This window comes from Paenibacillus sp. FSL H3-0329, from assembly GCF_037963285.1.
Lineage (GTDB): Bacteria > Bacillota > Bacilli > Paenibacillales > Paenibacillaceae > Paenibacillus_AQ > Paenibacillus_AQ odorifer.
Genome location: NZ_CP150150.1, coordinates 2,278,873 through 2,301,613 on the forward strand (window position 1 = coordinate 2,278,873; position 22,741 = coordinate 2,301,613).

Genomic DNA, 22,741 nt, shown 5'->3' on the forward strand with positions numbered 1-22,741 from the left:
GATCACTCCTTATAAAAGTTGTTGTAAGTTTGATATAGGGGAGGCTGTATTTTGTTTAAGTGCTTGAACCACAAGTTTAGCAATTTGCTGGGCACCTTCATCCGAGAAATGAGTATCATCCGTAACTCCATTGGGGTAATTGGGATGTGTTTTCTCTGGTAAGTGCATGAATAACTTCTTGGATTCTTCTTCGCCTAATGAACGATAGAGCGCTTGCGAGGCTGTGAAAATATCAAGTAGCGGAGTGTGCGTTTCTTCAGCCACTTGTCTCATTACCTCGGGATAAGCGCCTACAGCCAACGGGTCAAGCTCTCCATCGGCGTTAAAGCGGCGGCGACTTACAGAGGTTAACAGAATCGGAGTCCCCCCTAGCTGCCGAGCTGCATCTATATATTGAATTAGATTGTGGCGATATTCAGTTTCAGGATCGGTGTAACGTAATGGATCATCTTTTTTCTCATCGTTATGTCCAAATTGAATAAACAGGTAGTCGCCGGGTTGAAAGTCTTTTTTGATGGCATCCAGGCGGCCGTCTGTTATGAACGATTTGGTGCTTCGACCATTAATTGCACGATTCTGGATTTGAATAGAAGTCCCAAAATAACTTTGCAGGTATTCTCCCCAGCCAGTCATAGGTTTTTCTCCAGCGCCTTTAATAGCCGCAGTGGAATCGCCTGCAATAAATAGTTGTTGTCTCATAAGGCCTTCTGCTCCTTTAACGTATTGATGTTCCCTTAGCCAGTTCTCAGCAAGGGAAAGCCATTGCTGGCAATGAGGGTGTTCTTTAGCAAGCCCTAAACCATGCCGCCCTTCTTCAAAGATATGTAATTCAAAAGGAATTCCCTGATTAGACAGGGCAGAGGCGAACAACAGACTATTCTCCACGGGAACGCTGGCATCGTTTGCTGTTGTCCAGATAAAGGTTGGAGGTGTGAGTGAATCCACCTGGGCTTCTGAGGAAAAGGAGTCAAGCTCCGCTTGTGATGGGTCGTCTCCAAGAAAATGTAGCCGGCTTCCCTTATGCGAATGGGACTCTTGGAAAGTGATTACAGGATAACCTAACAGAAGAAGATTTGGTTTCTCTGCTCTAGTGGTAGAAAAGATGGAAGCTAAGTGTCCTCCAGCCGAGAATCCAATCATCCCTACTTTGTCTGAGATCACATTCCAAGCTTTGGGTGCTTCCCTAATCCATTTGAGAGCTTCCTCAACATCATTTAACAAAGAAGAGACGTTGAAGTCTCCGACCTGATAATCTAGTACACCTGCATGAATACCTAGACTGTTTAGCCATTGAGCCACAGGTTCTCCTTCATGTTTGGCTAAGTGCTGATAACCTCCACCAGGCAATACCAATATAAAAGGACGGGGTTGATCCGTCTCGAGCGGATAGAGGGTGAGTAGTGAGGTTTCCTGAGAAATCTCATCTTGTTCTACACGGTTAGTATTTAGTCGAAAGTTCAACATTGCGTTCAAATTCCTCCCTAAATGGTTATATGCACACGTTAACATATTTTCCGAAAAAAAGAGAGACTCTTTTTTTTTAGATTCGACCTTGAACGATTATTTTGTGATTTTTACATAGATTCGTCAAATGTTGGTTTGGATTTAGTGCCTGTATTGTTATCCCGGTACTGTCCAGGGGTCATCCCTTCCTGTTTACGGAAAGATCGAATGAAATTCTGAGAATTGTTGTATCTTAATTTGGCTGCAATATCTTTGATCGGCATATCGGTTTCCTGCAGCCATTTTTTCGCCATTTTAAATCGGTACATCGTTAAATATTCGCTGAAATAGTATTGGGTCTCCTTACGGAAGACACTGCTGATATAGTTGGCGTTGTAATGCAGCCGAGAAGCGCATTCTTCCAAGGTTAGATCTGTATCATATTCATGTTGGATCAGATCAATGATTTTCTCAGAGATGTTTTGGTATTGGGCATTTTGCCTGCTGATAAAAATTTTGATCATCGGGTAAATGACCATGCTCCAGAACCAATCCTCAATCTCAGCCACGGTATGAAGGTCATGCAATTCCTCAAAAATAGAGCCATTAGCATGATAGATCTGATTTAAGCTAATGCCCGATTCCTGCATCATAATGAGCAAGTTATTGAGTAAGCGGGTCAACGGGATTTGATATTCCTGTGGTGAAAGCTCAAGGGCAAAAATAGATTTAAAAAGCAAATGAATCAGTTCCTTGGCTTTATCCGTTTCAGCCAGCTTGATAGCATCCATTAGATCGTTTTCTTTATGCGTAGGGTAGTTCAAGTTCAGATAATGTTTGCCGGAGTTAATGTTCTCATATTGAATAATAACGCCTTTGCCAAGCTTAATGCGATGTTTCAGTGCTTCTAGACCTTCTCTGTAGGCGATGGCTAGTTTATCGAAGGCGTTGAAGGGAAGGCTCAGCCCAATACTCACCTGCACCTTTAGATAATTATTTATTTCTTGCTGCAGCTTCTCCGTTAACGAATACAGTGTCTTATGAAAAGACTGGGTATCGCAGTCTGAACTGCCCAATAATACGACTACCGCATGGTCCATGATTACAGGAGCCAGCCGTTGTTCAGGACAGATTAACTCTTCGATCATATTGTGGGCAGCGAACAATAAGAGGCTGAGATCTTTTTTCTCATAGCTGGAATCCTCGGCATAATCAATAGACAACGTAATTACTGCCATGGTTTTCCATTCTTTAAGCTGTGTTTGGTAGCCGAATTGCCCTAATTCTTCGAGCAAATCACGTTTCTTAACATTTCCGTGGAAGGCATTGATCAGAAAAAACGTTCGCACCTGCTGAAAGTGTTGCCGGACTTCTTTTTCCAGCTGTGATTTGGATTGGAACAAAGAATGAACTTGTTCTCCTATAATCTGAAATTCATTGCGATGTCTCGATTTAATATCCGGTTTGCGTTGGCCCATCTGATTAAGCAGTCTTTCGATAGGGGTGTACATACGTCTGGAACCGATCCATGCCAGAAGAATGGAGAACAAGAGCATAATGGTGCACACGATTATCGTAAACATCCCGATTTTATTGGACTCCTTCGTCAAGCTTTCCATAGAAGTAACCGATAGATAAACCCAGCCATTTAACTGAGAACGCATGAAAGTGACGGAGTAATTCTTTTTATTGATCACAGTCTTGAACTGTCCGGATTGTTTAGAAGGATCAGAGATTAAAGGGACTTCTTTAAATCCGCCTTGCTCTTTAGGTTTTCCGATTAAGCTGGTATCCGGATGGAGCAGGAAGCGGCCAGCTTGATCCAGAACGATAATGTCATCGAGTGGCTGCACATCTGAATTAATGAAATCCTGAAGACTGCAGACCGGAATATTAGCTAGGGCAAGCCCATATTTTTGCAGCTTATTGGTGGGAAGCTTTTTGATAAGACTAATGCTGTAATTGCAGCCAGTGACGTTAATGCTCTCCTCGCTATAAAATAAGGACGACGGATTCAAAATCCATGAAGTATCGTCAGCTATATTCATTAGATTAGAGAGTTGCGCGTGGTTTTTGTATTCATTCAGACGGTAGACGCCTGAATTTTTGATCATCCAGTTCTGCTGCTGATTGAGCAGGATGACATCCTCCAGTTTCGTATCGAAGGATTGCATATTGCGGATTTCGTTTCTTAAATCATTATATAAAATGAAATCGGTTTCATTTAAAGGGTTATTTAGTGCTTTTTTTAATACACTAGAGTTGATCACTTGGTTTAATGTTTGATTGACAGTTGTTAACTTATGTTCTACATTTGAGGTGATTTGTAATATAAGTTCCATTTTACTGTTGTTTACGTTCTTTTGGATCTCATTAGATGATGTGAAATAGGAAAAAGAACCGATGAATATCACCGGCAACGTGCTAATTACAAAGGCAAAAATCGTTAATTTACTTAAAAAGCTTAATGGTCTCACGGGGCTCAGCACCTTTACTTATGTAGAAGTAGACACTTGTTCTTAGTGTATGAAACCTGGTGGAAAATAACAATAATCATCTCGTTCTGCAATAATCATTAACCCTAATTATGACTACAAAATGGAAAATCTTCAAGCTGTAGGGTGAAAATCCTTACAATACCTTAGGAGGCTGTAGAAATGTTTAGACAATTTTTGTGTAGAAGGGCAACGTTTTGTTTCTGCTTATTTTTCATGCTTGTTTTCCCTATGTTAAGCGCTTGCAGTGATGGAAAGTCAGCTGGTTCTGTACTGCAAGAAGCTCGCCCGAACATCTCGATCTTGGCACCCCTTCATTTTCCACAGCAGCCTTCAAAAAAGATTATAGCTGAGATTGAAAGATTAACAGGGGTGGAGCTTGATATCACGTGGGTGCCTGAGGGTGTTTATACCGATAAAATGAACACGGCGTTGACCACTAATTCCTTGGGAAAAGTCACCTTTGTGAAGTTCTCAGATTATAATCTGGTGAAAAACGCCATCCGTTCTGAAGCATTTTGGGAGATCGGCCCATATCTTCAGGAGTTCCCCAATCTTAAAGCACTGGACCCCGCTATTCTTAAACAGACCGCTGTAGATGGAAAGATCTACGGCCTATATACAGAACGCCCTTCCTCCAGACAGGGTGTCATTATACGTAAGGATTGGCTGGACAATCTTCATTTAAGCAATCCACAGACCTTAGATGATCTATATGAAGTAATGAGGCAATTTACATATAACGATCCGGATCAGAATGGCAAACAAGATACCCTTGGATTAGTCGATCGTAATGATCTTGTTTATGGTGTATTTAAGACACTAAGCTCTTATTTTGGCACACCAAATAATTGGAAGCTAGAGAATCATCAATTTGTTCCGGAATTCGTAACAGCGGAGTATATGAACACAATGAATTTTATGAAGAAATTATATGATGAAAAAATCATAAATCAGGACTTTGCTCTTACCAGTAAAGAGGTTCAACGCGATAAATTCATTAACGGAATCGCTGGTGTGTTTATTGGCAGCATGACTGATGTGCAGCGGTTGTCAATTGAAGCTCAAGCATACAATCCAAAGGCTGAACTTACCCTGATCAATCGTATCGGGGGGCCTGATGGATATAAAGTGTGGTCTATCCCCAATTACAACGGACTGTATCTCTTTTCCAAAAAGTCCATTGCCACAGAGGAGGAGCTTCGGCAGGTGCTTGGATTTTTTGATCGGACCATGGATAAAGATGTAGCCAATATAATGATGTATGGCTTTGAGGGGCGGCATTATAAGCTTGAAGGCGGCAAGATTATCCTTCCCGAGGAAACCTCACAACTGCGGGTACAGGAAGTGAATCCGCTATATGCTTTAATGATCGCGGACATTAGTAATAAAAACATTATGGAAGTGGCTCAGAAGGAGCAATTAACCTCTCTAGCAGATCAGCTGAGTAAAGATAATGAATCTTTTCTGGTCGATGACCCGACAGTTTCTCTGAGCTCATCTACTTTTGATGAGAAGAATATGGAGTTATCTACAATCATTGTGGATGCTACATATAACTATATATTAGGTAATATTACCGTCGAGGGATTCCAGCAAGAGGTTGAGAAATGGAGAGCTCGTGGAGGCAATCTTATTATTAAGGAATATGCTGAGGCTGAGTTTGGGACAGAAAAGTAAATAGGTTAAAAAGGTTTTGATCCACTGCGGATAATGCGGTGGATTTTTTTTGTGCTGCGATATCACGATAATCATTTGCTCAGATCCCTTTCAGAACGCGCCGTTATGGAGAAATGATTGTTTTCGTAACCTTGCCGACGATGTAACGTGGAACTCGTAACCAATACAAATTATGGAGGTCAAAATGGTATGAAGAAGAAATCCTTCACCATGTTGTTAACAGCACTGTTAACATTCAGCACATTGTTAGCTGGATGCGGTGGTAACAACAATAACAAAGAAGAAGCAGCAGCTCCAACTACAAGTGCAGAGAACACTACGAAGGTGGAAGAGACTGAAGCACCTAAAGAGGAACCTACAGAAATCAAAATCATGCTTCCATTGAATACATCAGAGACTCCGCCTGATACGATTAAGAATGAACTTGAGAAATTGACCAACACGAAGCTGACTTATCAATTTTTTCCGGCTGATACTTATGAAGAAAAACTGAATTCATCTTTTGCAACGGGTTCATTGCCGCAAGTAACATATTTGAAGAATCAGACAACCTTCATTCAGATGAAAGAAGCGATAAAAGACGGACAATTCTGGGAAATCGGTCCACTATTAAGCGAATTTCCGAATTTGAGCAAACTGAAACCAGAAATTCTTAATAACACGAAAGTAGATGACAAGCTTTATACCCTATATATCGGGCGTCCACTTGCACGCCAAGGGATCATTTACCGCAAAGACTGGGCAGATAAATTAGGACTTGCTGCACCAGCTAATGTAGATGAATTATTTGAAATGGCTAAAGCCTTCACAGAACAAGATCCAGACGGTAATGGAAAGAAAGATACTACCGGTATTATTGACCGTAATGAGTTGACCTATGGAGCTTTCAAAACTGTTTCGTCTTGGTTCGGAACACCGAATACCTGGGGTGAGAAGGATGGCAAATTAGCGCCTGAATTTACCTTCGATGAATATTTCGACACAATGGATTTTTTCAAAAAAGCTCGTGATGGCGGATACATTAATCAAGATTTCGCTGCCACCAGTAAAACGGATGCAGTAAATATGTTTAAGGCTGGAAAGGGTGGACTCTATATTGGGGGCTCCATGCAAGATATTGATTCCCTCAATAAAGATACTATTAAGAATAACCCTGACGCTGTTTTGGATGCGCATAGTATGGTTGCAAGTCCAGATGGAAAATATGCTCAATGGATGATTCCAGGCTATAACAATGTTGTCTTGTTCCCGAAATCTGCTGTCAAGGATGAGGCAGAGCTGAAGAAGATTCTTGCTTTCTTTGATCAAATGATGACTCCAGAAGTAGCTAATTTGATGTATTGGGGAATTGAAGGTACTCACTATACCGTTGAAGACGGTAAAGCGAAAGCTGCAGACGACAAAGAATTGATTGAACGTGAAGTAAAGGGATATAAGGACAGCGTTATCGGCGAAGCTGAAACCAATGGAATGTACGAGAACTATAACACGCTGCCAGGAAGAATTCATGCAGATCAATTGGTTCTTGAGAATGTCAAAGTTGGTGTAGCGGATCCAACAGCTGCTATGGATTCGGCTACCTATACAGAAAAAGGCGTAGAGCTTCAACAGATTATTACAGATGCAACCTATAAATATATTTATGGTCAGATTGACAAGGCTGGATTTGAGAAGGAAGTAGAGAACTGGAAGAGCCGTGGTGGAGATAAGATTATTGAAGAATACAACGCGTTATACAAAAAATAGTAACCCGTACTGGAATAGTTAAGCGACAAATTGTAGCTGAAAAGGTTGTTGATCTTGTTTCAACAACCTTTTCTATTCCTCACTGGGTTCAGAAATATCGTGTTTGAATAAAGAAGGAGAAAGGAAGAATATCATGCAGGAAGTCACCGCACAGCCCAGCTCAGCTCCTCAAATGAATCCTAAGCCTGAAATTTATAAAAGCAGCAGCGAACTGAAAAAGCGGCTGTGGAGAAATAAATGGCTCTACGTCATGCTAACTCCGGGAGTACTGTATTTTCTGATTTTTAAATATCTTCCAATGTACGGATTAATTATCTCATTTCAGGATTACAAACCCTATCAAGGGATCAACGGTAGTGATTGGGTAGGGATGAAGCATTTCAGCAGGTTGTTCACAGAGCCGGATTTCTTAAATATATTAGTGAACACACTTATTCTTTTCGGATTAAATATTCTTATCTATTTCCCGATGCCGATTATTCTTGCCCTGATGTTAAATGAACTTCAAGGCAGCTTTTTCAAAAGAACCTTTCAGACGATCTTCTATTTGCCCCATTTTCTGTCATTGGTTATCATCGTCTCCATTTCTTATGTAATGGTCACGATGGATGGAGGGATTATCAACGAGCTGCTTGTCTATTTTGGCTTTGAACCAATCAATTTCCTGCTTAATCCAGGGTGGTTCAGGCCCATGTATATTATTCAGGTGATTTGGAGAGAAGCAGGTTGGGGAACGATTATTTATCTAGCTTCCATAGCTGCGATTGACCCAGGGCTTTATGAAGCATCGCGTATGGACGGAGCTGGAAGACTTAGACAAGTCTGGCATATCACTCTTCCAGCGATTAGAGGCGTAATTATTACATTATTTATTCTGAAAATTGGTTCCGTTCTTGATCTTGGATTTGAACATGTATATCTGCTACTTAACTCCATGAATCGAGAAGTTGCGGAAATTATCGATACGTATGTATATACTGCTGGTTTGAGACAAGGGCAGTTTAGTTACAGTACAGCTATTGGATTCTTTAAATCGATTGTAGGCTTTGTAATGGTGATGATGGTGAATAAATTATCCAAGAAAATGGGAGAAGAAGGCGTTTATTGATATTTTGTGGGAGGAATCGAAATGGTAGAAGATAAAACAATCAGTGGTAGAATCTTTTCTGCTATAAACTTTACGCTGCTTGCGATCATTGCTTTAATTACTGTGCTTCCCCTTGTTCACGTTGTAGCAGGCTCTTTCACAACGAGTGCAGAACTAGCTTCTAGCAAATTTGTACTGATTCCAAAGGTATGGAGTCTGGAAGCGTACAAGTTCATCTTTTCGACGAATACAATATTTAAAGCCATGGGTGTTTCCATTGGTGTCACGGCAATTGGTTCTATTTTTAGTTTGTTTATAACTTCTTTGATGGCCTACGCTCTTACCAGAAAAGATCTGGATGGTCGTAAAGTGGTTAACTTCATGGTCGTGTTCACCATGCTTTTTCATGGTGGGATGATTCCAACGTTCCTCGTGGTGAAGGAATTAGGACTAATTGACACGTACGCATCACTGATCCTACCGTCAGCGATTAGTGCCTTTAATATGATCATTTTGAGAAACTTTTTCCAAAATATACCTGAAGGTTTGGAGGAATCGGCCAAAATTGATGGTTGTAACGATTTTGGAATATTATTTCGGATTGTATTGCCACTATCCTTACCTGCGTTAGCGACTATCGGATTGTTCTATGCGGTAACGTATTGGAATACCTACATGAATGCGATTCTGTATTTGAATGATAGTGCGAAATGGCCAATACAGGTTCTGCTCAGACAAATTGTCGTCCTTGCCAGCGGTATGGATCACAGCGCTACACTGGATGCTGCTGTTCCACCGCCAGATCAATCAATTAAAATGGCTGTTATCGTTGTAGCTACCTTACCAATAGTTTGTGTGTATCCGTTCCTGCAAAAGCATTTTGCCAAAGGTGCCATGTTGGGTTCTATGAAGGGCTAGCAAGAAAGAGAGAGACTATACTTAGGGGAGGAGCTTCGAGATGACTGTACAGATACCTACAACGCCGATAGAGTGGGCAAAAAAAGCTTGCGATTCACTAATGGATACTTACAGGGCGGGAGAGCTTCCCCCCGCGCATCGATGGCACTATCATCAGGGTGTATTTCTGTGTGGCATGGAGCTTTTGTGGAATGCTTATCAAGAAGACCGTTATATCAACTATATTCAGGAATATGTAGATGATTTGGTGGATGAATACGGGAACTTTTATTTTGCACGTGATGAGCTGGATGCGGTTCAAGCAGGACAGCTACTATTCACTCTTTATGAACGGACAGGCAAACTTAAGTATCGTATTGCAGCAGAGAAGCTAAGAAATTTACTGCTCACACTAAATAAAACCTCTGAGGGCGGGTATTGGCACAAGGATAAGTACGCCAACCAAATGTGGTTGGATGGACTTTATATGGCAGGCGTATTCTCCTTGAAATATGCTAATGTCTACGATGAACCAAGCTTGCGTGAAACGGTCCTTCATCAGGAAATGTTAATGCGCAAGCATATGAAGGATGAGACAACGGGTTTGTTATACCATGCCTGGGATGAGAGCCGGCGGATGCCTTGGTCGAATCCGGAGACGGGTTGTTCACCGGAGTTCTGGAGCCGATCATTAGGATGGTATGGTCTCGCCTTATCGCAATTTCTGGATCTGTTACCTTCCCATGATTCAGCCCGGACAGAGCTGTCTACTACGCTGAGAGATTTTGTGGATGCACTTATTCGTTACCAAGATCAAAAAAGTGGACTTTGGTATCAAGTCGTAGATAAGGGACATGAGCCAGATAATTGGCTGGAGACTTCAGGGTCATGTTTGTTCGTCTATACGATTGCCAAAGCCGTGAAGCATGGCGTTGTAAGTGATGTGACTATCGCTACAGCTGCCGCTAAAAAAGGATATGAAGGGTTAACCAAAGTAATCCAGTGGGATGAGCATAACCGATTAGTTCTGCCGGACATTTGTATCGGTACCTCAGCTGGAGATTACGAGAGTTACGTGACTCGGCCTAAGGTTAAAAATGATCTGCATGGTGTGGGCGCATTGGTGATGGCTTGTGTTGAAATACAGTCAATGCTCCAAGACTGAATCGCTCCGTATCCTTACTAAACAATGACTTGATTCTCTGAGATTGCAGAGAATCAAGTCGTATTATTTTATGTACAAAGTAATCCTTAAATCGGGTGAACCTATTTATAGTTTTTGAGCTCTTAAATTTATAAATATTTTGGGGGTTGGGATGAAGAAATCACAGTGGGCAATTCAAACGGCAGACTCTATTATGGCGCGGACACCGAAGCTTTATGAAGATAAAGGCTACAAAGGAAGCTGGACCTACGATTATGGCGTGGTATTGAACGGTTTTGAATGGCTTTGGAAGCAGACCGGTGATTCGAAGTATCTGCAGTTCATTCAAGATAATATGGACTACTTTATTCAGGAAGATGGCAGTGTCAAGGGCTACCACCTAGAGGAGTATAACATCGATCATATTAACAACGGAAAATTATTATTGACTCTATATAAAGAAACGAAGCAGGAAAAATACAAAAAAGCGGCTGCTCTACTTAGAAAGCAACTTGAGACCCATCCGCGAACCTCGGAAGGTGCTTTTTGGCATAAAAATATATATCCCTATCAGATTTGGTTAGATGGACTTTATATGGGCGCTCCTTTTTATTTAGCCTACTTGCTAGCTTTTGAAGAAGGGCAGGGACTTGAGGATGTAACCAAACAATTTATCTTGTGTGAGAAGCATACGAAAGATCCGGTAACAGGTCTGCTATATCATGCATGGGATGAACAGCGTATTCAACCTTGGTGCGACCCTGAAACAGGACTTTCGCCTAACTTTTGGGCCCGTTCACTTGGCTGGTATCTCATGGCATTGGTTGATGTTCTGGAATTGCTGCCTAGTGAGCACTCAGATTATCCAGAGCTGGTACGAATACTAAATGATACCTTAACTGCGGTGAAGAAATATCAGGATAAGGAATCCGGGGTCTGGTATCAAGTGATTAATCTAGGGGAACGCAAAGGAAATTATCTTGAGGCCTCTGCTTCAAGTATGATCGTGTATGCCATGGCTAAAGGTATCCGATTAGGCGTGTTAAACGCTGGATGGTACGAAACATTAGATCTGGCTCAACAAGGACTTATCTCGGAGTTTGTACTAGAAACCAAAGAAGAATGGGTCAATTTAAATAAGAATTGCCAAGTAGCAGGATTAGGTGGAGTGGACCAACGTGACGGTACTTTCGCTTATTACATTAGCGAGCCTATTGTCACTAACGACCAAAAAGGTGTGGGTGCTTTCCTTCAGGCCTGTGTGGAATACGAACAATTAAGAGGCTGGATCTGATATAGAACAGGGGGGCTTATGAATGTTGATCTACAATATTGAGGATTTTGGAGCGCTTAAGAATAGTAAAAAGTTAGCGACTGAAGCGATAATACGTGCGATTGAAGCGGCAAATAAAGCCGGTGGAGGAACCGTTTATGTGCCGGCTGGCACGTTCTTAACCGGTGCAATTCATATGAAAAGCAATATCGAATTGAATTTAAATCCGGGTGCCATTCTTTCATTTAGTACGAACCCGGAGGATTACCCTGCAGTGGAATGCAGATGGGAAGGAGTGAAGCAGCGGGTTCATTCACCTTGTATTTATGGAAGAGAGTTAGTTAATGTATCGATCACTGGCAGCGGAATGATTAACGGAAATGGTGAACTCTGGTGGGATACGTTTCGGAACCGCCGGGAAGAGCTGCAGTATCCCCGGCCGACTCTAATCGGCTTGGACAGCTGTCAGCGGGTAACCCTTAAAGATATCGCGCTGGTCAATTCTCCAAGCTGGACCGTTAATCCGATAGGCTGTTACAATGTGACTATTGATAATATTTCCATTCTGAACCCGGCGGACTCTCCAAATACAGATGGTATTAATCCAGAGTCTTGCACCAATGTGCGAATTAGCAATTGCAATATTGATGTCGGTGATGACTGCATAGCGATCAAGGCAGGAACTGAGGATACCAAAGAACGAGTTCCTTGTGAGAATATTACGATCACCAACTGCACTATGGTACATGGACACGGGGGTGTCGTACTCGGTAGTGAAATGAGTGGAGATATTCGTAATGTCACGATTAGTAATTGTGTGTTTAAACAAACCGATCGTGGAATCCGGATGAAATCAAGACGGGGACGCGGGGGAACGATTGAAGATATTCGGATCAGCAATATTGTAATGGAGGACGTTATTTGTCCGTTTACTCTAAATCTATATTATTTCTGTGGACCACGCGGAAAAGAAAAATATGTGTGGGATAAAAATCCTTATCCGATTACAGAGGAAACGCCGTGTTTTAGACGCATTCATTTTGCCAATATTACCGCACGTAATGTTCATGCCGCAGCGGGTTTCTTATACGGGCTTGCGGAGCAGTATGTATCCGAGATTACGTTTACCAATGTGGACATCTCCATGGCGACGAATGCAATTCCCGGCCATCCAGACATGATGACAGGGATCGAAAACATGAATAATCGCGGGTTTTTCCTCGGGAATGCAAGAGATGTTCAATTTCATCAGGTGACGATTGAGAACCATGAAGGGCCTGCTTTTTACATTGAAAATGGAGAAGCTGTAGAGATCATAAATTGTCGATCAAAAAACACGAAGAAGCCGGAAAAATTAGTAGAACAAGCTACAGTGTCACCTGAAGAACAGAATGTCTGTCCATAAGAGAGAGTCATCAATTTATTGAAAGGAAAAGAATCCACTATGCTTGTTGTAGGAAAAGAATCCTTTTGCGCTTATCACACGATTCAAGAGGCGATAGATTCACTAGAGCAGGGGCCATCCGGTCAAGCGGATACGCTTTATATTTTGTCAGGGGTCTATAAAGAGGCAGTGCGGATTTATCGTTCTAATCTTACGATCATAGGGATTGGCTACGTGGAGATTGTTATGAATCGTTACGCGAAAGAGCGTGATGAAGCGGGCGAAGAAATCAATACATTCTCTACACCAACGTTATTTCTGGGCGGCAGCCATCTGATCTTGGAGAATCTGGTGATTACCAATAATGCAGGGCAGGGTGAAAATATCGGGCAGGCGGTAGCCGTGTATGCTAATTGTGATCAAACCGTATTCAGAAATTGTACTTTAAAAGGGTATCAGGACACGTTGTTCACGGGACCTTTGCCACCTGCACCCAAAGAGCGATCTACGTTTGGAGGTATACCACTGAGAGAGCACCATGCCCAATATCGGCAGTTGTATCAGCATTGCTATATAGAGGGAACAGTGGACTTTATATTTGGTGGGGCTACGGCTTATTTTGGCAGATGTGAAATTCGCAGCTTGCGTCATAGTGAGAATCAAGCAGGTTATATTACGGCAGCCTCCACACCCGTGGGACAATCGTATGGTTATATTTTTAAAAATTGCTTTTTAACAGCGGCTCCTGATATTGCTCCGGTGTTTCTGGGCCGTCCATGGCGTGAGTATGCTAAAACCGTATTTGTAGATTGTCAGCTGGGTGCACATATTCATCCACTTGGCTGGGATAACTGGAACAACACCGCTAATGAACAAACCGTTAGTTATCAGGAATATGGCGTGAAGGATGCAATTCTCCTGAGTAAGCAACGTGTTTCTTGGGCAGATTGCTTTGAAGATGGGGACGAGACGTTGGATAAAGAGTTTGTTTTTGCTGGCACGGATTTTTGGAAATAGATACTTTAATTAACGAGTACACAAATAAAAAACGGTAGTCTAGACGAGAAGCATAAAGTCTTAGACTGCCGTTTTATTTATGTGTTGTATCACTTTATTTTTAACATGATCTTTCCTTTAGCTCTGCCCGATTCGGAATACTCCATCGCTTTCTGCGCCTCTACAAAAGGAAACACTTGATCAATAACAGGTTTTATTTATCCGGACCTTATCAAATGCTTCGGTTTTATAATTGATAATTTGATCGGCTCCAAGTGACTTGACCAATTCTGCTCCAGCATCGCTTGTAGTAGTAGCCACGTATATCCCCATCGCTTAGGCAAGTTGGATAGCAAAAGTGCCAACACCGCCCGCTCCCGCTTGAATCAATACCTTTTGCCATCATCTATCTTGAATTTTTTAACATTCTTTCCTACTTGGATGACAATCCCTGAAAAATCATTTCCTAAAACTAGGGGCATATCGTATTTCAACAGCGTACGAACTTTGCCATCCCGCACTTTGAAATCGATAGGATTAATACTTGCTGCATGGATCTCTGCCAATACATCATAATCACCCACTGCGGGTGTAGGGACGTCGGCTAGTTGAAGAGGATATTTTCCGTATTTTTTAATTATCATTGCTTTCATCCTAAAAACTCCAACTCATTAATTATTCATTTTTGCTGTTCCAGAAAAATAACTCATCTCAACGGGGGAGATGGTTTTTGGTTCCGATCGGTCTTCGCTTTTATCTGAGCAGTCTCGGCGATATTTCCCTTGTTCCAGCTTGATATCAATAAAATCGACAACCTGCTGCAGCGACGAGATTTGGCTGACGATGTTTTCTCGATGGTTCCTTAAATGCTCCACCAGTTCAGGATAATCCGCGGGATCAGCGTCGGCGGAGACCGCCAAAAATGGCTGCATATCCTGCAAGGGCATGCCTGTTTTTTTGAGGCAGGATAGCAGCCGGATTGTATCTATGTCTTCTTGCCGGTAAACGCGATGCCCGTTGTCCTTCCGGTCCGCCCGGGGAAGCAGCGCGATCTTTTCGTAATAGCGGATCGTATCCTCGGATATTCCGGTTTGCACGGCGGTTTCTTTTATCGTAAACGTTTGCTCTGCCTTCATACTGTACCTCCTGGAGATTGCTTTGTGTGTGCATTATACAACTTGGAGCTGACTCCAAGTCAAGACCTTATCTCTGGGACAAAATCTTTTTATTACGCCTTGACTTGGAGTCGACTCCAATTAATAAAATGTGCGTTATAAGAGGAAGATATCCCGAATTCAGGAGGAGATTTACAATGAGCACACAGCAACGTGAAAATATCGCATTGATTACAGGCGCTAACGCCGGGATTGGATTGGAATTAACTCGAAAACTGCTAGCGGAGGATTGGCAGGTGATTGCTTTGAACCGTTCCGATTTTCCCGCCGACGATGTGAACATCCAAAAAGCCATCAAAAACGGCTGGCTTCGTATTTATAAAACAACCGATCTCGCGGATTTTGCCAGCTTGAGAGGGACGTTGGAAGAGATCAAAGGCAAAGAGCAGCGAATCGATATTTTGTTCAACAATGCCGGCGGGAGCTTCCCCGAACTAAGCTATTCGAAACAGGGGCGCGAAAAGCACTATGAATTGATGACCGTTGTTCCGTATATTATTTTAATGGAATTGAAGGATATCCTACAAAAAGGACGCTTAAAAACGGTGATCAACACCTCATCCTCAGCGCTTAATTATACGAAAGAGTTTACGATCGAAATCCTGGAGCATCCCACAACCTTCCGCAAGCTGCTTGGTCCTTACGCCACCTCAAAGCTGGCATTATCGTTATGGACACAGGCCGCTGCGCCGCAGCTTGCTAATGAGGGCATCATGATTCGCAGTGTTGATCCGGGTAGCAATAATACGCTGCGAAAAGGAAAAAATTCTGGACTGCCTCTAATAGTTAAACCGTTGATGAAGCTGTTTTTCTCTCCGCCTACCCACGGCGCCGGCCAATTGTATGAGGGTGCTCTGGGAGAACACCGTGAAGAGACAGGTATATTTCTTCGGAAAGGCCAGGTTGCGGATTTCAAATTTAAGGATCAAGCCCGGAATGTTTTGGAAAGGATTAATGATATTTACGAAAATGAGTATCTTCGTTATTAATCAGATCTTTAGTTGTCTCTAATTATTTTTTGTAATTCCTCCAAACGTATGAGATAATAGAGTTTTTCCGTTGATTCTATTTTTCATGGCATGGTAGAGATGCCTGATCAAATATTGGAGGTAGGCTTGTTGGCGAAACAGTATCCTTTTGAATATGATCGGACCAAACCTTTTATGGAGCAAGTAGGGGAATGGGTCGGAGATGTATTCTATGAAATTCTTCCTGAGGCTGGATTTGAAGTACGTGATGAACAGATATACATGGCCTTTCAGGTAGAGCGAGCTTTTGCCGAGAAAAAGACGATTTTTGCTGAGGCAGGGGTCGGAACAGGCAAGACATTAGTGTATTTGTTGTATAGCATTTGTTACGCGCGTTATATGGGCAAACCTGCGATTATTGCATGTGCGGACGAGTCCTTGATTGAGCAGCTTGTGAAACCGGAAGGCGATATCGCCAAGCTTGCGAAGCATCTGAACATGAATATTGATGCCAGACTAGCGAAATCTCCGGATAAATATATGTGTCTGAAAAAGCTGGATCAGGCTCGGAACCATGATGATGAAAGCTTACCACTGGAGAGCTTGTACAGTACATTACCTGATTTTGTACATTCACATGCACCGATGCAGCAATTCCATGCTTATGGAGACCGCAGAGATTATCCTGATCTGAATGACGAACAATGGAACAAGATTAACTGGGATACGTTTCAGGACTGCTTTACTTGCGATATGCGTCACCGCTGCGGGCAGACCTTGTCCCGTGATCATTACCGGAAATCAAGCGATCTGATCATTTGTTCCCACGATTATTACATGGAGCATATTTGGACCTATGAAGCGCGTAAGCGGGAAGGGCAAATCCCTTTGCTTCCGGATCACTGTGCGGTTGTATTCGATGAAGGACATTTATTAGAATCAGCGGCCATGAAGGCGCTTGGCTATAAGATGAAGCATGTCGTCTTTGAAGAATTGATTTCCCGCCTGCTACAGAATGAAATCCGTGAAACGCTGGCCGTTCTGATTGATGAAGCGATCATGCAAAGTGAGCAAATGTTCAAAGCGATTCGCCGTCAATGCCGAAACATACCTGGATCAGATCGGAAAAGCATTGAGCTGAATGCTTCATTGATTCGTGAGGTACACCGGATGCGGAGTGTAATTGCTGCTATCGAAGAAGAATTAGTATTCGAAAGCGGACTCTACACGATTGATGAATACCAACTGCGAATTGTGGAGGAACGTTTGGAGACCATAGAGATCGCTTTGCGATTGTTTGAGGATTCGGGAGCTCTAATCTGCTGGGCGACAGAAGAAAGCGATGGTCTAACGCTGTCGGTCATGCCACGAAATGTCAAAGAGGTACTTCAAGACAGCCTGTTCACGCAAAAAATGCCAATCGTATTCTCATCGGCTACATTGTCTGTGGATAAATCATTCCAATACTTGAAGGACAGTCTTGGGATACAAGATTTTTTATCCTTCTCTGTAGACTCACCTTATGACTATGAGCACCAGATGAATGTCTATGTGCCAGAGCTTCAGAGTGGGGATTTTGCTGAGAAAATGGAAATTTCCCTGAAGCTTATTCAGCGGACTGAAGGTAGAGCACTGCTACTGTTCCGTACTCGTGAAGAGCTTTTGCAGTTCAAGCAGCTTAACTCATTACGACCGGAAAGCAGTTCATATTCATTTTTATATGAAGGGGATCAAGAAATCAGCTATTTGATTTCGGCATTCCAACGGGATGAGCATAGCGTGTTATGTGCGGTCACCTTATGGGAAGGGCTGGACATCCCTGGACCTTCATTATCCAATGTGATCATATGGTCGTTGCCGTATCCTCCGCTTGATCCAGTGTTTATGGCAAAACGGGCGGAAACCTCCACTCCTTTTGAAGATGTGGATTTGCCTTACATGCTGTTAAGACTCAAACAAGGGATGGGGCGGCTGATTCGAACCGGTACAGATCAAGGAATTGTAACTGTACTTGCGGAAGAGGAAGGGCAACATCCGGTACACGAATATATAACTTCTGTACTTCCAAAAGGGACTCGACTACAGAAGCTGGAAGCCTAAATATCACTAACGATTATAATTGCTCCTTTGGTGAGGCAGATGCTACGGCATTTATGTTTCACTCGAAGGAGCTTTTTTTGTCTAAAATTAAGCATAAGTATTCCTAATCTTACGGATAGGATATTGGTATTTAACTTCCGAGCGATGTCGTATTATTGTTGAGTCATGGGATGTATTTATACAGCATCATCTAGAGATTCATCAAGGAGTGTATACGACATGGGTCAATCAGAAGGTTTGTATCAACCAGATCACAACAAAAAGGTTGGGTTTGCATTAGGGATAGGGCTAACCTTAGTTATCGCATTATTGGCGAAATTTTTAGCGGGTTTTCCATTCCTATCTATTATGGGGCAATTGGTCATTGCCATCTTAATCGGGATTATTTGGCGAGCTACGATAGGAGTGCCAGGTAGCATCACACATGGCACCGATTTTTCCAGTAAAAAACTGCTTCGTCTAGGGATTATCCTGCTCGGTATGCGGCTTAATCTAATGGATATCGTTGCTGCAGGACCCCGGGTATTTCTTTTGGCAGTCATCGTCATTATATTTGCGATCTCCGTTGTATACGGACTGGCTCGACTGTTCAAAGTAGATAAGCGCCTCAGTATCTTAACTGCCTGCGGAACTGCGATTTGCGGTGCGGCAGCGGTGGTTGCCATCGCTCCACAGATAAAAGCCAAAGATGACGAAACGGCCATTGGTGCAGCTATAGTAGCTATATTAGGCACAATATTTACACTGCTGTACACATTTTTGTATCCTTTTCTCGGCTTATCAGATTTAGGTTATGGGGTATTCTCAGGAGCGACTTTACATGAAATTGCTCACGTTATCGCGGCTGCGGATGCTGGTGGAAATGCTGCCGTTGATATGGCGGTCATCGTTAAATTGACCCGGGTAGCCTTACTTGTGCCGGTGGCTATTTTAATTGGGATTTGGTCCAATCGTGAAGATAGAAAAGTGCAAGGTGGAGCGGCTAAAGCTTCGTGGAAAAGCATTCCAATCCCTTGGTTTATTCTAGGATTTCTAGTCGTCAGTGGTGTGAATTCGTTAGGAATCGTCTCCGCATCAGTAGCCAATGGGATCGTTACGATTGCTTATATGTTAATCGCTATGGCGATGGCAGGGCTTGGGTTAAACGTTGATTTGGCGGCATTTAGACGGCTTGGAATGAAGTCTTTTGCAGCGGGACTTATAGGATCGGTCATGTTATCTCTAGTTGGATTTATGTTAGTTCACTTACTTGCACTAGCGTAGTTAGCATGTACACCCTGAGTATGAAATGAGTTACTTCATATCCCAACAGCGTCTTTCTCTTTATCATTTAGTGTGGTAGGGTATGCATGAAATGAATGGAGGGACTTCAGGTGAAGTATTGCATAGGTGAATTTGCTTCCATTCTCGGGGTAACTGCGGATACGCTGAGATTATACGAGAAACATGATATTGTTAGGCCTACAAAAGATAACAGCAATAATTATAGATATTTTAATGATTTAGATGCAAGGGATCTGTTAATGAGCAGATGGTATCGCAGTATGGAAATTCCATTGCCCGAAGTGGCACTTTTGATGAAGGAGTCCTCTATTGAGCAAGTTATGGGAATGATGCAGCAGTCTCGGCAGAGTTTAGAAGAAGAGATTAAGCAAAAGACGATGCTGCTAAACAAGATGAATGAAATTCATAAAGAGCTTAAGGAAATAGAGTCCTCATTATATATATGTAAACTTAAACAGCTGCCAGGCATGTACAGGCTTAAGCAAACGGATAAAAATGCATTATTAAAAAATGATATCGTAAAAAGCCTCGTCAACACTTGGATGGATAGGCTTCCTTATGCGTTTTATTCTTTTAAGATTGAGGACGCGGGGGTGTTATCCAGTGATAATAACTTTGACTATAGCTGGGGGCTTACCTTACCCGAGGAGGAAGTGCAGAAATTTGCGATGGATATCGATGAATATGTAGAGTACATTAGCCCGAGTACCTGTATCTCTGCTATCATGTTATCTACGGATGGACATTATATCACGAAGAAATCCTTGCAGTTTATGATAGATTACATCGAAGCAAATGGATATACCATAGCGGGTGATGTGGTGGGTAAATTAATGCTCACTGAAAAAATAGAAGGCAATAACCGTTCGTATTTGGAAGTGAATATTCCAATTCTATAAGTGTATTTCTATAAACACCTGCTCTGAGAGCGGGTGTTTTTCTTTTTGGACAAGAATTGGACATTGACCTTGGTGCTGCACCAAGGTTTATACTTCGGTATATAGCTTGGCAACGTTCGGTAGATATGTATAGATATGAATGTGAAAAATATCACGTTCTTGGCGAGCTATAAGATATTAGATACTGGGGGAGAAGAGAATGCGCAACAGAAATTTCACCAAGAAAATGCTCATGTTAACTTTTTGTATGGTGCTGATCGTTTCCATGCTGAGCGGATGCAAAGGAAATGGGGAGTCGGCAAATTCGTCATCATCATCTTTTAAAGCCGGTACATTCGCTGGGGAAGCGGAAGGCAAAGAAGGCGTGATTAAAGTAGAAGTCACTATGGATGAGCCAGATAAAATTAAAGATATCAAGATCGTAAGCCAGTCAGAAACGGGTGGTCTAGGCGATAGTGCACTTGAAAAAATAAAAGATCAAATTCTGGAAGGACAAACCTTGGCAGTAGATGCTGTTAGTGGTGCGAGTCTTTCCAGTGAAGCAATGCTCGCTGCAGTTGAAGATGCCGTAACCAAAGGTGGAGGAAATCTGGAAGTCCTCAAAGCCGGTGGCGTGCAAAAAGCGGGTGAAGGTAAAACGGAAAAGCTTGAATCAGACGTAGTGGTAGTAGGCGCCGGTGCATCTGGTGTGTCCGCAGCGGTAACCGCTGCTGATAAAGGTGCCAAGGTTATTATTATCGAAAAAACAGGAGTTATCGGGGGAGCAAGTAATCTATCCTGGGCTGGTAAGTTCTATAATTCTTCCGCAGCTACTGACAATAATCTTAAAGTAAATGTGGAAAAAGAAATTGCCGATTGGATTGTCAACAATCACTGGAGAGTTGACGCTGCAGCGATTAGACAATACGTAACGAAATCCGGTGAAACTTATGATTGGTTAGCAGAAAAAGGGTATAAAACCAGCTTCCTAAACTTTTTCGGAGAGCAGCTGCATGTACTGCCAGCTTATGAAACCCGTGAAGAGACCCTTCGGAAAATGTTGGCTGAATCGGTTGAACAAAAGGGTGGACAAGTGATCACTGAAACCACTGCCAAAAAGCTGATTACCAATGAAGCAGGAGAAGTTACAGGTATTGTGGCTGAGAAATCAGACGGGACTACTCTTGAAATCACAGCAAAAAGTGTCGTAATGGCAACAGGCGGTTATGCCGCAAATTCGGAAATGGTTAAAGAAGCTTTTGGCTTTGAAGGGGTTAACGGAGGACTAGGTCAGAACGTTGGGGAAGGTCTGAAGATGGCTTGGGAAGCAGGAGCCAAGGTTCCTGATAACTTCGGTGGACAGATGCTGCACCAAACATTAGCCAGAGCAACACAAGGACTAAAAGCACAATATGAGCCTTTTGAAGCAAGTTATCCGCTGATGTTGACATATCTGCCTAACTTCATGAATGTCAGTTCTTCCGGAGCACGTTTCAGAGATGAAGCAGCTACATTAACATCGGTCGCCGCAGCTAATACGAGTGCATTTAATGGTGCTTATCATATGGTTATCGTATCAAAATCACAATTGGCTGCTCTTCAGTCCAAGGGGATGAAAGGTGTTAACGCACCAAGCCTGCCAGGAATGCCACCAGAATTTTATGCCGAATTTGCAGATCAATTCACGTTAGAGAATCCATGGGTAAATGCAGAAAAGGTCTTTGATTCTATGGTAGAAAACGGAGATGGCTTCAAAGGAAATACAATCGAAGAATTAGCAACAAATGCAGGTATGGATGTAGATGTGTTTGTAGAAAATTACAATAGTTATAAAGAAGCTACAAAAACTGGTGTGGATACTGAATTTGGTAAAGCTGCTGATTATTTAGAGCCAATGGGCGAAGAAGGACCATATTATGCCATCGTCGCTGAAATCAACAACTTGGGTTCTGTAGGTGGCTTGCTGGTAAACACTAAGTTCCAAGTGCTAAATGATAAACGTACACCAGTAAAAGGATTGTTTGCTGTAGGGCTTGAATCGGAAGGCGTATTATTCAACGATACCTATGTTGGCAATGGGGTTGGAATTGGTTATTCCTTTACCTCAGGTCGTCTAGGTGGAGAGAGCGCGGCAAACAGTGCTTTGAAAGCTAATTAACGACAATTTCCCGGAAAATAATTCAATCTTTTT

Annotated in this window: 16 protein-coding genes and 1 pseudogene; 13 read left to right on the forward strand and 4 right to left on the reverse strand. The window is 42.4% G+C overall.

Annotation, left to right across the window (positions count from 1 at the left end; all coding sequences use genetic code 11):
* Positions 1-9 precede the first annotated feature (9 nt).
* Positions 10-1,464: a GDSL-type esterase/lipase family protein gene (locus tag NSQ66_RS09765; RefSeq protein WP_036679431.1), complete on the reverse strand. Its 1,455-nt coding sequence runs from the start codon at positions 1,462-1,464 to the stop codon at positions 10-12.
* A gap of 110 nt (positions 1,465-1,574) precedes the next feature.
* A complete protein-coding gene (locus tag NSQ66_RS09770; protein WP_076098493.1) occupies positions 1,575-3,920 on the reverse strand; it encodes a helix-turn-helix domain-containing protein in 2,346 nt (781 codons plus the stop codon).
* Positions 3,921-4,100: 180 nt separating this feature from the next.
* Between NSQ66_RS09770 and NSQ66_RS09775 the strand changes: the two genes are divergently transcribed.
* The 8 genes from NSQ66_RS09775 (at position 4,101) to NSQ66_RS09810 (ending at position 14,166) form a co-directional block, all read left to right on the forward strand.
* The gene (locus NSQ66_RS09775; RefSeq protein ID WP_051491060.1) at positions 4,101-5,618 is read left to right on the forward strand and encodes an extracellular solute-binding protein; all 1,518 of its coding nucleotides are present in this window, start codon (positions 4,101-4,103) and stop codon (positions 5,616-5,618) included.
* 189 nt (positions 5,619-5,807) lie between these two features.
* The gene (locus NSQ66_RS09780; protein ID WP_036679248.1) at positions 5,808-7,364 is read left to right on the forward strand and encodes an extracellular solute-binding protein; all 1,557 of its coding nucleotides are present in this window, start codon (positions 5,808-5,810) and stop codon (positions 7,362-7,364) included.
* Between the two features lie 133 nt (positions 7,365-7,497).
* Positions 7,498-8,472 carry a sugar ABC transporter permease gene (locus tag NSQ66_RS09785; RefSeq protein ID WP_036679252.1) on the forward strand — a complete coding sequence of 325 codons (975 nt, stop codon included), beginning with the start codon at positions 7,498-7,500 and terminating at the stop codon, positions 8,470-8,472.
* 21 nt (positions 8,473-8,493) lie between these two features.
* Complete coding sequence (locus NSQ66_RS09790; RefSeq protein WP_036679255.1) at positions 8,494-9,369, forward strand: carbohydrate ABC transporter permease; 876 nt, start codon at positions 8,494-8,496, stop codon at positions 9,367-9,369.
* 40 nt (positions 9,370-9,409) lie between these two features.
* Complete coding sequence (locus tag NSQ66_RS09795; RefSeq protein ID WP_036679257.1) at positions 9,410-10,513, forward strand: glycoside hydrolase family 88 protein; 1,104 nt, start codon at positions 9,410-9,412, stop codon at positions 10,511-10,513.
* 151 nt (positions 10,514-10,664) lie between these two features.
* The gene (locus NSQ66_RS09800; protein ID WP_076098492.1) at positions 10,665-11,786 is read left to right on the forward strand and encodes a glycoside hydrolase family 88 protein; all 1,122 of its coding nucleotides are present in this window, start codon (positions 10,665-10,667) and stop codon (positions 11,784-11,786) included.
* Positions 11,787-11,808: 22 nt separating this feature from the next.
* The gene (locus NSQ66_RS09805; protein WP_076098491.1) at positions 11,809-13,170 is read left to right on the forward strand and encodes a glycoside hydrolase family 28 protein; all 1,362 of its coding nucleotides are present in this window, start codon (positions 11,809-11,811) and stop codon (positions 13,168-13,170) included.
* Positions 13,171-13,209: 39 nt separating this feature from the next.
* Positions 13,210-14,166, forward strand: coding sequence for a pectinesterase family protein (locus NSQ66_RS09810; protein WP_076140890.1), 957 nt, complete (start codon positions 13,210-13,212; stop codon positions 14,164-14,166).
* 89 nt (positions 14,167-14,255) lie between these two features.
* Here NSQ66_RS09810 and NSQ66_RS09815 read toward each other — a convergent pair.
* Both NSQ66_RS09815 and NSQ66_RS09820 read right to left on the reverse strand, forming a co-directional pair.
* Positions 14,256-14,798: pseudogene (locus NSQ66_RS09815) on the reverse strand (NADP-dependent oxidoreductase).
* A gap of 18 nt (positions 14,799-14,816) precedes the next feature.
* Complete coding sequence (locus tag NSQ66_RS09820) at positions 14,817-15,281, reverse strand: MerR family transcriptional regulator (RefSeq protein WP_038569741.1); 465 nt, start codon at positions 15,279-15,281, stop codon at positions 14,817-14,819.
* A 176-nt stretch (positions 15,282-15,457) separates the two neighbouring features.
* On the opposite strand from NSQ66_RS09820, the gene NSQ66_RS09825 reads away from it, so the two are divergent.
* The 5 genes from NSQ66_RS09825 (at position 15,458) to NSQ66_RS09845 (ending at position 22,708) form a co-directional block, all read left to right on the forward strand.
* Positions 15,458-16,309, forward strand: coding sequence for an SDR family NAD(P)-dependent oxidoreductase (locus NSQ66_RS09825; protein WP_076098487.1), 852 nt, complete (start codon positions 15,458-15,460; stop codon positions 16,307-16,309).
* 99 nt (positions 16,310-16,408) lie between these two features.
* Entirely contained in the window at positions 16,409-18,388 is a 1,980-nt protein-coding gene (locus NSQ66_RS09830; RefSeq protein WP_076098515.1) for an ATP-dependent DNA helicase, read from the forward strand.
* 219 nt (positions 18,389-18,607) lie between these two features.
* A complete protein-coding gene (locus NSQ66_RS09835; protein WP_076098486.1) occupies positions 18,608-19,651 on the forward strand; it encodes a YeiH family protein in 1,044 nt (347 codons plus the stop codon).
* A 110-nt stretch (positions 19,652-19,761) separates the two neighbouring features.
* On the forward strand, positions 19,762-20,571 hold the full coding sequence (locus NSQ66_RS09840) for a MerR family transcriptional regulator (protein ID WP_076098485.1): 810 nt from the start codon (positions 19,762-19,764) through the stop codon (positions 20,569-20,571).
* A gap of 199 nt (positions 20,572-20,770) precedes the next feature.
* Positions 20,771-22,708 (forward strand): FAD-dependent oxidoreductase, encoded by a 1,938-nt coding sequence (locus tag NSQ66_RS09845; protein WP_076098484.1) that lies wholly within the window; start codon positions 20,771-20,773, stop codon positions 22,706-22,708.
* Positions 22,709-22,741: the final 33 nt, after the last annotated feature.